The sequence below is a fragment of the Paenarthrobacter sp. AB444 genome, assembly GCF_028736865.1.
GTDB lineage: Bacteria > Actinomycetota > Actinomycetes > Actinomycetales > Micrococcaceae > Arthrobacter > Arthrobacter nicotinovorans_B.
Genome location: NZ_JAQZBY010000010.1, coordinates 73,515 through 87,096, shown reverse-complemented (window position 1 = coordinate 87,096; position 13,582 = coordinate 73,515). Strand labels below are relative to the sequence as shown.

Genomic DNA, 13,582 nt, shown 5'->3' with positions numbered 1-13,582 from the left:
GGTGTGCCCGGCGCCCCGCCGGACCAGAATGCTCAGAGCAAGCCTAGTCCTTGCACCCTCTGCAGGCACTTATCCCCGCGGTATATGGGGAGAAGTGCCCATCGCGGGAACCGTGCAAGGATGTAGCCATGGCGGCAACTGAGGCTCACGGCAACGGTGATGAAGGCGCCCTGCTGAAGTTTCCGACGGTGCGCGGCATTGGCCGCGGCCGGGTCACGGCAGGGCTGGTCTTGGCGCTTCTGCTCCCGCCGGCGGTGGAACTGACCGTTACGGTCCTCAATTTCCGCAACTTTTCCATGATCATGCTTCTCCAGCTTGCCGTGGCCGTGGCGGTGGCCGCCATAGGTGGTTTGTGGCCTGCGGTGGTTGCGGCCGTGCTGGGAAGCTTCCTGCTGAACTATTTCTCGGCAGACCCGGTGGGATCGTTGTCCATCGCCGATCCCACCACCTTGTTTACTTTGGTGGTATTCCTCGCGGTGGCTTGCGGAGTGGCGTTGGCGGTGGGCCTGGCCAGCCGGAGGGCGCAGGAAGCGGCGAGGTCCGGCGCGGAGGCCACTGCGCTCAGTGAACTTGCCCTTCGCATCCTGAGTTCGGATGGCAGCCTTGAGACGTTCCTTGAGAAGGTCCGTGGCAACCTCGGCATGGACGCAGTGACCCTCCTGGGTTCCACAGGCACAGGGACCACCACCCACGGCGCGCCCCCTGAATGGCGGGTCCTCGCCACCGCCGGCCTGAATCCGCCGGTGACGCATGCCGCCGCCGACCACGCCGCCGTCGTCGATCCCCACTACACGCTGCTGCTCCGCGGCGGTCCGTTGTCGCCCCACCACCAGCGGATGCTGGTGGCCTTCGGCGCGTTCGTGGTGGCTGTCAGGGAGCGGCAACAGCTGGTTAAGAGCAGGCGTGACAATCTGAGGTTGTCGGAGGGGAACAAAATGCGCACGTCGATTCTTCGGGCGGTTTCCCACGATTTGAGGACACCCTTGGCAGGAATCAAGCTGGCTGTCAGCAGTCTTCGGCAGGAGGACGTGAGCTTTCCCCCGGACGTTGAGCGGGAGCTGTTGGAAACCATCGAGGATTATGCGGACCGCCTGGACCACCTGGTGGACAACCTCCTGGACATGTCCCGGATCACCGCCGACGCCGTAAACCCGTTGTTGAGCGGGATGGTGTGGGCGGACGTGCTCCCGGATGCTTTACGGGGCGTTCCGCATGAGCGCCTGCGCAACGAATTGCCGCCGAACCTGCCTCCCGTGCAGGCGGACGCGGGGATGCTCGAAAGGGTCGTGGCCAATATCGTTGAAAATGCCATGAAGTACGCCCCGGATTCGGATGTTGTGCTGACAGCCAGGGCGGGCGAAGGCATCACCGTGGGGGAGCAGCCGGCCAGCGAACTGCGGATCACGGACCACGGCAAGGGCGTCGGCCATGAGGAGGTCCTCACCATGTTCCAGCCGTTCCAGCGGTTTGGTGATTCGTCCACTGCCTCAACTGCCGGTGGGACAGGGGCAGGTGGCGGAGTCGGGTTGGGACTGGCCGTGGCGAAGGGATTCACCGAAGCCATGGGTGGCCGCCTCGCAGCGGAGCCGACGCCGGGTGGAGGCTTGACCATGGTGGTCACCTTGCCGTTGTGGACCGGTGACCCGCTGTGACGCTGGTTCTGATCGTTGAAGACGAGGCCCGCATCGCCCGGGCCATGCAGGTCACCCTCCAGGCCCATGGGTACCAGGCCCTGACCGTGGGAAACGGTGCCGACGCCCTGAACGCGGCCGCGAAGCACCCGGTCAACATCGTGGTGCTGGACCTGGGCCTTCCGGACATCGACGGCGTGGAGATTATCCGCCGCATCCGCGGCTGGAGCAGCATGCCCATCATTGTCTTGTCAGCCCGCCATGCTTCGGAGGACAAGGTGGAGGCGCTCGACGCCGGCGCGGACGACTACGTGACCAAGCCTTTCGGTTTGGATGAGCTGCTTGCGCGGCTGCGGGTGGCCTCACGCCGCGTGGTGGCCGGAGGGGAAGAACCCACGCTGGCAACCGCCGACTTCATTGTTGATCTTGCCGGGAAAAAGATCGTGAAGGACGGGACCGAGGTCCGGCTGACCCCCACCGAATGGAACATCCTGGAGCTGCTGGTCCGGAACAAGGGCAAACTGGTCAGCCAACAGCAGATCCTCACGCAGGTCTGGGGGCAGGCCTATGCCAAGGAAACCCAGTACCTGCGGGTTTACATTGCCCAGCTGCGGCGGAAGTTGGAGCGTGATCCAGCGGAGCCGCGCCATCTGCATACGGAAGCGGGGATGGGCTACCGTTTTGATCCTTAGCCGCTGGCCGGTCCGTCCGTAGACTGGTGCCCATGAACACCGCTTCCGTCCTTGCCGTGTGCCGCGTCCACCAATTGCTTCCCGACCCCGTGGGAAGCGTTGGCGTTACCGCCATTGACAAAAGGCCCGTCGAAGGACCGGTCAAGGTCCACAAGCTGGGAATCCACGGGGATGTGCAGGCCAGCAGGGTGCACCACGGCGGGGAAGACCAAGCTGTCTACGCTTATTCGCAGGAAGACGCAGATTACTGGTCCGGCGAGCTGCAGAGGGACATTCCGGCAGGCACCTTCGGCGAGAACCTGCGTGTGGCAGGAATTGAAACCACGGGTGCTGTGATCGGCGAGCGGTGGAGAATCGGCCTGGATGTGGAACTTGAAGTGACGTCCCCCCGAACCCCCTGCGCCACGTTCCAACGGGTACTGGGGGAACCAACCTGGGTCAAGCGGTTTTCCGAGGCCGGTCGGGTGGGAGCTTACCTGCGCGTGATCAAGACGGGCAGTATCTCCGCCGGCGACCACATCCACCGCACCTTCATTCCCAAGCACGGCGTCACTGTGGGCCAGTGGTTCAGTGAGCCCACCCCGGAGCTGGTGCAGATCCTGCTTGATGCCGAAGCGGACGGGGAGATCCGCCTGCAAGAGGATTACCACCGTGAGTTCGACAAAGTGCTGCGAAGGAGCGGACTGTAGCAGCCCCGGGCAAGGATGTGAACAAGCTCACCCGGTGGTCGCGGGGTCTTAACTCGCGGTGGGGATGCCGCGTGCCCTACACTTGAAACATCCCCCACTCCGGAATTCCCTTTATCCTGCCCAATTCTTGAGGCAGGACTGGTAAGTGTTGGGGCCCGCAATTGTGTGCGGGCATTTTCATAGGGAGAGCCGGCTAAAGAAAACGCTGTACAGACTGCTGGGATAGCAGCCAAGAGATGCAGCGGGAAGTCCTGCCATGGGATTGCGACAGCGCCGGACTTCTTGCGGAAGCAGGGCACCATTTCCTGTTTTCGCGACAAGTACTGCGGCCAGCCCAACCGGGTCGCGCCGACTGCCCTATGGATGAGGAATTTCTCCCTATGACCGAAAATCTCAACGAAGACTTCGACGCCCGGAACGCTGAAACTGTCGAAGCTGAAGCACCGGCTGCCGCCGCTGCCGCCGTCGAGAATCCCGCAGCTGAAACTGCGGCCCCCGCCTCAACTGACGCCGCCTCCAAGGACGGCGAAGAAGAAGGCGTCCGTTTCGCCGAACTCGGCATTGACGGCCGCGTCCTGGCCGCACTGCAGGATGTCGGCTACGAAAAGCCGTCGCCCATCCAGGCCGCAACCATTCCGCTGCTCCTTGAGGGTCGCGACGTCGTTGGCCTGGCCCAGACCGGTACCGGCAAGACCGCGGCATTCGCCGTTCCCGCGCTGTCCCGCCTGGCCGAACTCCACGACCTCAACGGCCCGTCCCGCAAGACCCAGGCCCTGGTCCTGGCTCCGACGCGTGAACTTGCGCTCCAGGTTGCCGAGGCCTTCACCTCCTATGCCAAGCACATTGACGACTTCACCGTGCTGCCCGTCTATGGTGGCTCCGCCTACGGCCCCCAGCTCGCTGGCCTTCGCCGCGGTGCCCAGGTTGTTGTCGGTACCCCCGGTCGTGTCATCGACCACATCGCCAAGGGTTCCCTGGACCTTTCCGAGCTCCAGTACCTGGTGCTTGACGAAGCTGACGAAATGCTCCGCATGGGCTTCGCCGACGACGTTGAGCAGATCTTCCAGCAGACGCCGGAAGACCGCCAGGTCGCTTTGTTCTCTGCCACCATGCCCGGCCAGATCCGCCGCATGTCCAAGCAGTACCTGAACAACCCTGCCGAGATCTCCGTGAAGTCCAAGACCTCCACGGGCACCAACATCCGCCAGCGTTACCTCCAGGTCATGGGCCCCCACAAGCTGGATGCCCTGACCCGCATCCTCGAGGTTGAAGAGTTCGACGGCGTTATCGCCTTCGTGCGGACCAAGATGGCTACCGAGGACCTCGCCGACAAGCTGAAGTCCCGTGGCTTCCAGGCGGCAGCCATCAACGGTGACATCCCGCAGCAGCAGCGTGAACGCACTGTGGACGCACTCAAGGAAGGCCGCATCGATATCCTCGTGGCCACCGACGTCGCCGCCCGCGGTCTTGACGTTGAGCGCATCAGCCACGTGATCAACTACGACATTCCGCACGACACCGAGTCCTACGTGCACCGCATCGGCCGTACCGGCCGTGCAGGCCGCAACGGTGACGCCGTGCTGTTCATGACGCCGCGCGAGAAGTACTTGCTCCGTGCCATCGAGAAGGCCACTCGCCAGACGGTGGAGCAGATGCACCTTCCCACGGCCGAGACCGTCAACTCGCTGCGTCTTGGCAAGTTCGCCGAGCGCATCACGGAGACCCTTGAGTCCGAGGACGTGGCCTTGTTCCGCGACCTCATTGCCTCCTACGAGGAAGAGCACAAGGTTCCGGCTGCCGAGATCGCCGCGGCCCTTGCCGTCATGGCCCAGGGCGGACAGCCCCTGTTGGTCAAGGAACTGCCCGCAGCTCCGGAGTACCAGAAGCGTGAGCGCTCCAAGGACGGCTTCGGTTCCCGAGGCCCGACCCGTGCGCTCACCGAGGGCAACGCCACCTACCGGATCGCCGTCGGACGCCGCCAGCGCGTCATGCCGGGTTCCATCGTGGGTGCCATTGCCAACGAAGGCGGTATCTCCTCCGCACAGATCGGCGGCATCGACATCCGCTCGGACCACTCCCTGGTGGAGCTCCCGGCAGACCTGAGCCCCGAGCAGCTGCGTGCACTGTCCCGTACCCGCATCGGCGGCGAGCTGATCCACCTTGAGCTTGACAACGGCCGCAGGCCCAACCGGGAACGCGGCGGCTACGGCGACCGCGACAACCGCGGTGGTGGCAACTTCAAGGGCAACGGCGGATTCAAGAAGGAATTCCGCAAGTCCGATGGCGAGCGTTCTTCCGCTGACCGTGGTGGCCGCTCCTACAGCGACCGCGCCGAGCGCACCTCGGGCAGCTACGGCGACCGCGATCGTGGCCAGGCCAGCGGCTCGCGCTACGGCGGCCACGGTGATGGTGCCCGCAAGCCCCGCACTGGCGGCGAAGGCAGCAACCGCGACTTCAACCGCAAGGGCAAGTGGTAAACAGCGCCAAGTGGTAAACACCGCCACGTGGTGACCAATCAGTAGTTCCCGTCAAGGGGCCGGCTTTCGAGCCGGCCCCTTGCGGCGTTAACGGGGTTACATGTGCCGTCGACCCGCCGTACGATCAAGGTGCCGGCCGACTGGCCGCAGAACAGGGGAGGGTGCTCCATGGGTTTGCTGGATAACGTGAAGAAGAACCTTGGCTTTGGAGGCAAGGGCTCACAGCAAGACGACGGCGGTGCGCGCGAAAGCGGTGCGACGGAGCCGGTGGAGGACAACACCGCGGTGACCCAGGCCGAGGAGGATGCTGCCGCCGTCGAGGTTTCAGCGGCGGACACGTCCGCGGCTGAAGCTGCCGCGGCACAAGCGGCGCGGCAACAGGCCGCAGCAGACGCCGCAGCCGCCGAGGAAGCGTCGCAGGAGGGCTTGGATCCTGACGCCCCGGAAATCCAGCCACAGGCCCAGGAGGCGGCTGTGGAGGCAGCTGCAGCAACGGGCCAGCCCGGGCCCGTGGCACCGCGTGTCACTGAGGTTGTCGTGGAGCAAGGGGACACCATGAGTGGCATTGCCGCGCAGTTCGGTGTGGACCTCGGTGCCTTGATCGCCACAAACGCCGATACCGTGCCCAACCCGGATCAGATCTACCCCGGACAGGTGCTTCGGCTGCCCTGATTTTCTCCGTTTGTAGATCAGGTAAACAGCTGTTTTGCAAATTGTGTCGAGGCCATTTTTCCCTTTGGATTCGCCGATTTGTAGCTTCTGAAAACGTCCGGTAGAGTATTTACTCGTTGCCCCCCTAGCTCAGTGGTAGAGCGCGTTCTTGGTAAGAACGAGGTCACCGGATCGATTCCGGTGGGGGGCTCTGGATGAGGGCCTGCGTCAAGGCGGTTTGACCGGCTGACGCAGGCTTTTCTCATCCGTGGCGGTGTAGCTCAGTTGGTTAGAGCGCACGACTCATAATCGTGAGGTCGGGAGATCGAGCCTCCCCACCGCTACAGAGCAAGACCCCGCAGATATTGTCTGCGGGGTTTTTTGTTTTCTGGGACAGAATGGGTCCATGAGCCGAATCGCGATTATTGGCGGCCACGGGAAAGTGGCCCTGCATCTGTCCCGGATTCTTAGTGGTGAAGGTCACGACGTCACGTCCTTCATCCGAAATCCCGACCATGTGGCGGATGTCACGGGAACGGGGGCCTCCGCTGAGGTGCTGGACGTTGAACATTCGACGACGGCGGAACTCGCCCAGGCGCTGCAGGGCCATGATGCCGTGGTCTGGTCCGCGGGGGCCGGTGGGGGCAACCCCGCAAGGACCTATGCCGTGGACCGGGACGCTGCCATCCGTTCCATGGAGGCTGCGGCGGAGGCGGGTGTGAAGAGATACGTCATGGTTTCCTACATTGGTGCTTCCAAGGAGCACGGTGTCCCGGAAGAAAACCCCTTCTTCGCTTACGCGGAGTCCAAGGCTGCGGCTGATGACTACTTGCGCGGCACGGACCTTGACTGGACAGTCCTGGGACCCGGCAGCCTGACCGATGAGCCGGCAACGGGGTTGATCGAACTGCATCCAGAAAACCCCGATGACGGCACGCAGACGTCCCGGGCCAACGTTGCCCTGGTGGCTGCCGCTGTCCTGGAGCTGCCGGAGACCATCGGCAAGACCCTCCCGTTCAAGGACGGTACCGAGGACGTGGTGGACGCCCTGACCAAGGAGTGAAGGCGCCGCTGAGCCACGCGCTCGCGGGGAAGTGTCCGTGCCCCGGGATATGTTTGTAGGGAACTTTTCCGGTCCGGCCGGGGAAGGGGCCGTACAACATCTGGGGAAGCAGGAACATGGATCAGCTGGCGCTCATAGTCGGGTTGCTGCTTGCAACAGTATTCGCCGTCGGTCTGGGGGACCGGCTCCGCCTGCCGTATCCGGTGCTCATGCTGCTGCTGGCGGTTGCCCTCACGTTCATTCCCGGCTTTCCCGAGTTCGAGATTTCGCCCGAACTGATCCTGCCGATCTTCCTTCCGCCGTTGCTCTTCGCCACGGCCCAGAAGAGTTCCTGGGCGGTTTTCCGTGTCCGTTGGCGGACGTTGCTGCTGATGGCTGTCGCCTTGGTGGTGGTGACCACCGCCGCGGTGGCCGGGGCCGCCTGGTTGATGATTCCAAGCATTGGTATCCCCGCTGCAATCGCCTTGGGAGCCATGGTGGCGCCGCCGGATCCCGTAGCCGTGGAGTCCGTGGCAGGCCGTGTGCATATGCCGCGCCGGCTCATCACCGTTCTTCAAAGTGAAGGCCTCTTCAACGACGCCGCTGCCATCGTGATCTTCCAGGCTGCCGTCGCAGCCACCATGTCCGGCAAGGAAGTAGGCCCCGAGGTCATCCCCCAGTTCGTGCTGGGTGCGGCGCTGGCCGTCGTGATCGGCATCGCGATGGGTTGGCTGACCAAATTCATTACCAAGCTGGTCACGTCCATGGTTGCACGCAGCGCAGTCACCCTGGTGGTTCCTTTTGCTGCCTACATCCTCGCCGAAGAGCTGCACGCCTCCGGCGTGGTCGCCGTCGTCGTTACTGCCTTGGAACTGCAGCGCCACGCCCGACCGCAGGACGCAGCGGAGCGCGTGACGCGGACGGCGTTCTGGGACGTGGTGGAGTTGCTCGCCACGGGCCTGGCCTTCGGCCTGGTGGGGCTGGAGATCCGGCAGGTGATCCGGGACGAAGGCACTGCCATTTTCGGCATGGTCGGCATGGCCGTGGTGATCTGTGTCCTGGTGTTCGTGGTGCGGTACCTGTGGCTTGGGCTGCTTGCCTTGACGGCCCGACGGCGGCGCAACCTTCTGCAGCCCACCTCACCCAAAGAGGTGCTCATCCTGACATGGTGCGGAATGAGGGGCCTTGCCACGCTGGCGCTGGCCTTGGCGCTTCCGTTGACGTTGCCGGATGGCAGCGACTTCCCTGCGCGGCACGAGATCCTGGTCATTTCCTGCGCCGTGCTGCTTGCCACCCTGGTTCTTCCGGGGCTGACCCTGCCGTGGTTGATGCGGGTACTGGACGCTACCGAGGACGGCTCGCATGAAAAGGATGCTGCGCGCCTGCTGGCCAAGCGGGCACAGACGGCGGCGGTTGCTGCCCTGAAGGACCACGACCTGATGAAGGAGCTTCCTCCGGAGAAGGTGGCGCTGGTGAAGGAGAAGATGCGCCGGCTGCACGCCGAGCTGCTCGATGGCACCCTGAAGAACGAGTCTGCCAAGGAAAAACGCGAGCGGGGCCGGGAATTGGCCATCACTGTCCAGACCATCGCCCTGGATGCGGCCCGGATGGAAGTGGTCCAGGCCCGGAATGAGCCGGGGACCGATCCCGAGGTGGCGGACCGGGTCCTGCGCCAGCTGGACCTGCGGACCATGTCCATGCCGGAGTAGTTGGCGCTTGGCGCAGGCTCAGGACGCCCGGTTGGGCCGCGAGGAGGGGGAGAGGTCCAGCGCGTGTTCCTCGACGTAGTCCAAGGCATGCCGGATGGCTCCGAGGGAAACTATTCCGTCGCCCACAATGGAGGTCGCCAGCCTCGGGGGAGTGAAGGTGAACTCCGGAAGGTGTTTGGCGATGCCTGGCAGCAGCACTTCGGCTGAAGCGGCGACTCCTCCGGCGATCACCACGAGTTCGGGATTGACCAGTGTGCTGATGGCGCCAATTACCTTCGCCATGCGGAGGGAGACGCTCTCCAATGCCTTCTTGGAGGCAGCGTCACCTTCTGCGGCAGCGGTGAAGACCATCTCGGCGGTCAGGGCATCGGGATTCCCGCCGCAGAGTGCCCGCAGCTTTGTGGCTGTCTGCGTCTTCAAGGCTTCCCGGCCTGCCGCGGTGGCTTCGTATGCAATGCCGTAGGTGCTCCCCACGCCCTCGACGTTGTTGAGGAACCCCAGTTCGCCGAACCCGCCCAGATGACCGTGCAGCAGGCGCCCCGATTCGAGAATGCCCGAGCCCAGCCGGTCGCCGGCCAGCATGACCACCAGGTTGTCCACGCCCTTGGCCGTACCCCGCCAGCGTTCGGCAAGGGCCGCGAGGTTGGCGTCGTTTTCCAGCAGCACGTGCCAGCCGTGCCGTTCCGAGACGATCCGGCGGACGTCGAAGGACTTCCAGAACTCCTGGACTGTGAGGACTTCGCCTTCCCGGTTGACGGGTGCTGCGACGCCGACCGATACCGCCAGCACGGAGTCGGCGGGAACGCCCGCTTTCTCGAGTGCCTCGGCGGCAATCTTGTCCAGGACGTCGGCCCGTTCGGCTGCTGAGACGTTATAGGTCCGGAAGGGCCTGGTGACCTGGGACAGCGGGGTCCCGGCCATGTCGGCGACGATTGTGGTGATCTTGTTGACGCCGATATCTATTCCCAGAACGCTCGCAGCGCCGTCGTCAAAAACAAACCTGCGGGCGGGCCTGCCCTTGATGTAGTCGCCCGCGCCACGCTGGTTCTCGAGCTCCTGCAGCCAGCCGAGCCGGACCAATTCATCACAGATGGAGATGACAGTGGCCCGGGACAAACCTGTCAGGGTCATGAGCTCCGTGCCTGTGACGACCCCTGCTCCGCGCATGGCTTTGAGCATGGCTCCGGCGTTGAGCCTGCGTACCAACTGTGTGGACGGCGCGGTTCCGCTCATCATGCAGTGCTCCCAACTTTAAGGCGAGGCGATGGAAGGACTCATCGGCCGCTCTAAATTTAGTACATAAATTTAAACTTCGCCCTGTTACGCCGGCCGGCTTGACCGTGTGGCGGCGCTCACAGAATACTTGTCGCAGATAATAAATTTATTTCCTATCTAAATTCCTGGGTGGTGTAGCGCGCCATCATCCGACGCATGCGGCAGAGGGGCCGCACGACGAAAGGACTACGTGTCTGTGAAAGTGACACGCAAGAAACGCATGGCAGCAATGGGTCTCGGATTGGCATTGCTTGCGGGACTGCTCTCGGGATGCTCCGGGGATCAGGGGAAAGAGACCATCCGCTTCACCTTCAGCAAGCGGGAGGCGATCGGCTTCATGACAAAGCTGGTCGCCGACTACAACGCATCTCAGGACCATACGGAAGTCGTGTTGGACACCTCCGGCGTGGACGTGGTGTCTGCGAGCTTCGTCCGGGGCAACCCGCCGGACATCGCCCTGGCCAACTACAACATGGAAACCTCGCGGTTTGTCCAGCGAGGAGTCCTGAGCGACTTGTCTGAAACAGGGGCCGCTTCGCGCATCCGCGAAGACCTCCAGCCGCTGATGGACCAGTACGGCTCCTATCCGGGTCGGACCAGCGCCTTGCCGTACTCGATCATGGCCTCGTCGGTGATCTACAACAAGGAGATCTTCGCCGCCAACAACATCGAGGTTCCACGTACCTGGAGCGAACTGGTCGCTGCGTGCGACAAGCTCAAAGCGGCCGGAGTGACGCCGTTCTATGCAACCTGGAAAGATGATTGGACCATCGCCCAGGGGTGGTTCGACTACTCCGTGGGTGGCCAGCTGGATACTCTCGGCTTTTTCGACAAGCTGGAATCCGAAGGGACCGCCGTGGGGCCCGAATCCCAAGCGTCATTCCAAAAGGACTTCGACCAGCCCGTGGACAAGATGCTGACGCTGGCAAAGAACTACGTCAACAAGGACGCCGCCAGCCGCGCTTACGGAGACGGAAACCTCGCGTTTTCGCAGGGCAAGGCAGCGATGTACCTTCAGGGCCCCTGGGCCTTCAGCGAGGTTGCCAAGACCGCTCCGAACCTGCAACTCGGAACGTTTCCGCTGCCGATGACGGAAAATCCGGAAGACCTGCGCGTTCGGGTGAACGTGGACCTTGCCGCCTGGATTCCGGAGGCGTCCAAACACAAAGACGCGGCCCATGAATTCCTCGAGTACCTCTACAGGCCGGACGTGATCGAGGCGTACAACGCTTCGCAGCTGGGATTCACTCCCACCAAGGATGCAAGCGGAGTGCCCGACCCCCGCGTGGAGGGTATGGCCAACTACTACAACAACGCCCAGGTGTACCAAGGGCCATCCGTGCTGGTTCCCAAAACAATCCCCATCATGAACTACACGCAGGCGCTCGTGTTTGGTGCCGACCCCACATCCACCCTCCGCACACTCGACGCAGACTGGGCACGCCTGGCCTTCCGCCAGTAGCGCAGAGACAGGGAGCCAGAAAAATGTCCATCATCGCAACGCCCCAAACATCAGAAGACCAGGGAACCCCTGGCAACGGCCGGGGCCCGGCGTCGGCCCCGCGGCAGCGCAAGGGGAAACGGGTTGAACCCATCTTCTACCTTTTCCTCCTGCCGAGCCTTGTCCTATTCACCTTGGCCATCACAGTCCCGGGAGTCATCGGAATCTTCTTCAGCTTTACGGACTCCATTGGCATCGGAGACTGGGAGTTCGTCGGGCTGACCAACTACATCGCCCTCTTCAGCGACCCCGCCATCCTGCAGAGCTACTTGTTCACGTTCGGCTTCTCGATTGTCACCGTCATCGCGGTGAACGTGATCGCTTTCCTGCTGGCCGTCGGCTTGACCTCCCGCATCCGCATGAAGTCTGCGCTGCGGACCATCTTCGTGATCCCAATGGTTGTCTCCGGCATCATCATCGCCTACGTGTTCAACTTCCTCTTTTCGAACTCCCTGCCGGCGTTCGGCGCTTCCGCAGGAATCCCTTGGCTGGAGGGGAGCCTCCTGGCCAACCCCGACCTGGCGTGGATCGCGATCGTGCTGGTCACTGCATGGCAGGCAGTTCCTGGATCCCTGCTCATCTACATCGCGGGCCTCGTCGCGGTACCGGGGGACGTCTATGAGGCAGCAGACCTCGACGGTGCGAGCAAGACACAACAGCTTCTCAAAATCACGCTGCCGCTGGTTGCCGGCTATGTGGTCATCAATGTCATCCTCGGGTTCAAGGGTTTCCTCAACGCCTACGACATCATCGTGGGTCTGACCAACGGCGGACCGGGTACCTCCACGCGAAGCATCGCCATGACGGTCATTACCGGTTTCAACGGCGGAGACTATGCCTACCAGATGGCCAACGCCACAATCTTCTTCCTGGTAGCCATTGCCATTTCCCTTGTACAGCTATCCCTGACCCGCGGACGGAATGCCCTCTGATGAGCACACAAGCCACCCTCGACTCTGCACACGCCACCAAGGCCACCTCTGCGGGTGCCCGGCGCTCACCCGAAAAGCCGGAGCGGATCAACTGGTCCGCGACCACCGTCCTTGTCCTGTGCGCAGTGACTGTGCTGCTGCCCCTGTATGTCACCGTCTCCATGGCGTTCAAGACGCAAGGGCAGGCCGTGGACGGCAATGCCTTCTCCTTGCCGGCTCCCTTCAGCCTCGACGGTTTCATCCAGGCCTGGACGCTGACCAACTTCCCCGTGGGGGCGGCGATGTCCTTGCTGGTTACCGCCGGGACCGTGGTTGCCACGATCGTCCTTGCGGCCTTCGCCTCGTATGCGATTGTCCGGAACTGGGACAGGCGCTTGTTCCGCTATTCGTTCTTCTACCTGCTCGCGGCGATGTTCATCCCGTTCCCGGTGGTAGCCTTGCCGCAGATCCAGCTGACCGGGCGGCTGGGCCTGGACAATCCCTTCGGTGTGATCCTTCTGGCCACGATGTTCCAGCTGAGCTTCAGCGTGCTGCTCTTCACCGCGTTCCTGCGCTCCATACCCATGGAGTTGGAAGAAAGCGCCAGGATCGATGGAGCCACCACCTGGCAGACCTTCTGGAAACTGATCTTCCCCTTGCTGGCTCCCATGAGCGCAACGGTGGGTATTTTCGCCTTCCTCTATGCCTGGAACGACTTCATGATGCCTTCATTGATCATTTCCGATCCCGCACTCCAGACCCTTCCCGTGCGGCAGAGCCTGTTCCAGACGCAGTTCAGCAACAACTACCACGTCTCCTTCGCCTCTTACCTGATGGCCATGGCCCCGGCTATCGTTGCGTACCTGTTCACGCAGAGGTGGGTCATGGCGGGGGTTACCCAGGGCGCTGTGAAGGGCTGACCCCGGAAGTGCTGTTGACCTCCCGTGCCAGCCGTCACATACTGGTTCGGGAACTAAATTTAGAATCTAAATCAAAGGAGTTTC

Annotated in this window: 11 protein-coding genes and 2 tRNA genes; 12 read left to right on the top strand and 1 reads right to left on the bottom strand. The window is 63.0% G+C overall.

Annotation, left to right across the window (positions count from 1 at the left end):
* Window positions 1–128 precede the first annotated feature (128 nt).
* From PQ627_RS13470 to PQ627_RS13430, 9 genes are all read left to right on the top strand, one after another.
* Entirely contained in the window at window positions 129–1,652 is a 1,524-nt protein-coding gene (locus tag PQ627_RS13470) for a sensor histidine kinase (protein WP_274261790.1), read from the top strand.
* Window positions 1,649–2,323, top strand: a complete 675-nt coding sequence (locus PQ627_RS13465) for a response regulator (RefSeq protein WP_144659355.1) — start codon at window positions 1,649–1,651, stop codon at window positions 2,321–2,323. The genes PQ627_RS13470 and PQ627_RS13465 overlap by 4 nt, the downstream gene beginning before the upstream one ends.
* Window positions 2,324–2,355: 32 nt before the next feature.
* Window positions 2,356–3,012, top strand: coding sequence for an MOSC domain-containing protein (locus PQ627_RS13460; protein WP_274261787.1), 657 nt, complete (start codon window positions 2,356–2,358; stop codon window positions 3,010–3,012).
* A gap of 380 nt (window positions 3,013–3,392) precedes the next feature.
* Complete coding sequence (locus PQ627_RS13455; protein ID WP_274261785.1) at window positions 3,393–5,489, top strand: DEAD/DEAH box helicase; 2,097 nt, start codon at window positions 3,393–3,395, stop codon at window positions 5,487–5,489.
* A gap of 168 nt (window positions 5,490–5,657) precedes the next feature.
* Window positions 5,658–6,161: a LysM peptidoglycan-binding domain-containing protein gene (locus PQ627_RS13450; RefSeq protein WP_274261784.1), complete on the top strand. Its 504-nt coding sequence runs from the start codon at window positions 5,658–5,660 to the stop codon at window positions 6,159–6,161.
* Between the two features lie 118 nt (window positions 6,162–6,279).
* A tRNA-Thr gene (locus tag PQ627_RS13445) sits at window positions 6,280–6,351 on the top strand.
* A gap of 59 nt (window positions 6,352–6,410) precedes the next feature.
* Window positions 6,411–6,484, top strand: a tRNA-Met gene (locus PQ627_RS13440).
* A 62-nt stretch (window positions 6,485–6,546) separates the two neighbouring features.
* Window positions 6,547–7,203 carry an NAD(P)-binding oxidoreductase gene (locus tag PQ627_RS13435; protein WP_274261781.1) on the top strand — a complete coding sequence of 219 codons (657 nt, stop codon included), beginning with the start codon at window positions 6,547–6,549 and terminating at the stop codon, window positions 7,201–7,203.
* Between the two features lie 116 nt (window positions 7,204–7,319).
* Window positions 7,320–8,891, top strand: a complete 1,572-nt coding sequence (locus PQ627_RS13430; protein ID WP_144659360.1) for a Na+/H+ antiporter — start codon at window positions 7,320–7,322, stop codon at window positions 8,889–8,891.
* A gap of 18 nt (window positions 8,892–8,909) precedes the next feature.
* Here the strand turns inward: PQ627_RS13430 and PQ627_RS13425 are convergent, their stop codons facing one another.
* Entirely contained in the window at window positions 8,910–10,127 is a 1,218-nt protein-coding gene (locus tag PQ627_RS13425; RefSeq protein ID WP_274261779.1) for an ROK family protein, read from the bottom strand.
* Window positions 10,128–10,395: 268 nt separating this feature from the next.
* Between PQ627_RS13425 and PQ627_RS13420 the strand changes: the two genes are divergently transcribed.
* The 3 genes from PQ627_RS13420 to PQ627_RS13410 are packed head-to-tail and all read left to right on the top strand — an operon-like array spanning window position 10,396 to window position 13,498.
* On the top strand, window positions 10,396–11,628 hold the full coding sequence (locus PQ627_RS13420; RefSeq protein ID WP_274261934.1) for an ABC transporter substrate-binding protein: 1,233 nt from the start codon (window positions 10,396–10,398) through the stop codon (window positions 11,626–11,628).
* Window positions 11,629–11,651: 23 nt separating this feature from the next.
* Window positions 11,652–12,599 carry a carbohydrate ABC transporter permease gene (locus tag PQ627_RS13415; RefSeq protein ID WP_274261777.1) on the top strand — a complete coding sequence of 316 codons (948 nt, stop codon included), beginning with the start codon at window positions 11,652–11,654 and terminating at the stop codon, window positions 12,597–12,599.
* On the top strand, window positions 12,599–13,498 hold the full coding sequence (locus PQ627_RS13410) for a carbohydrate ABC transporter permease (RefSeq protein ID WP_274261775.1): 900 nt from the start codon (window positions 12,599–12,601) through the stop codon (window positions 13,496–13,498). The genes PQ627_RS13415 and PQ627_RS13410 overlap by 1 nt, the downstream gene beginning before the upstream one ends.
* Window positions 13,499–13,582 lie beyond the last annotated feature (84 nt).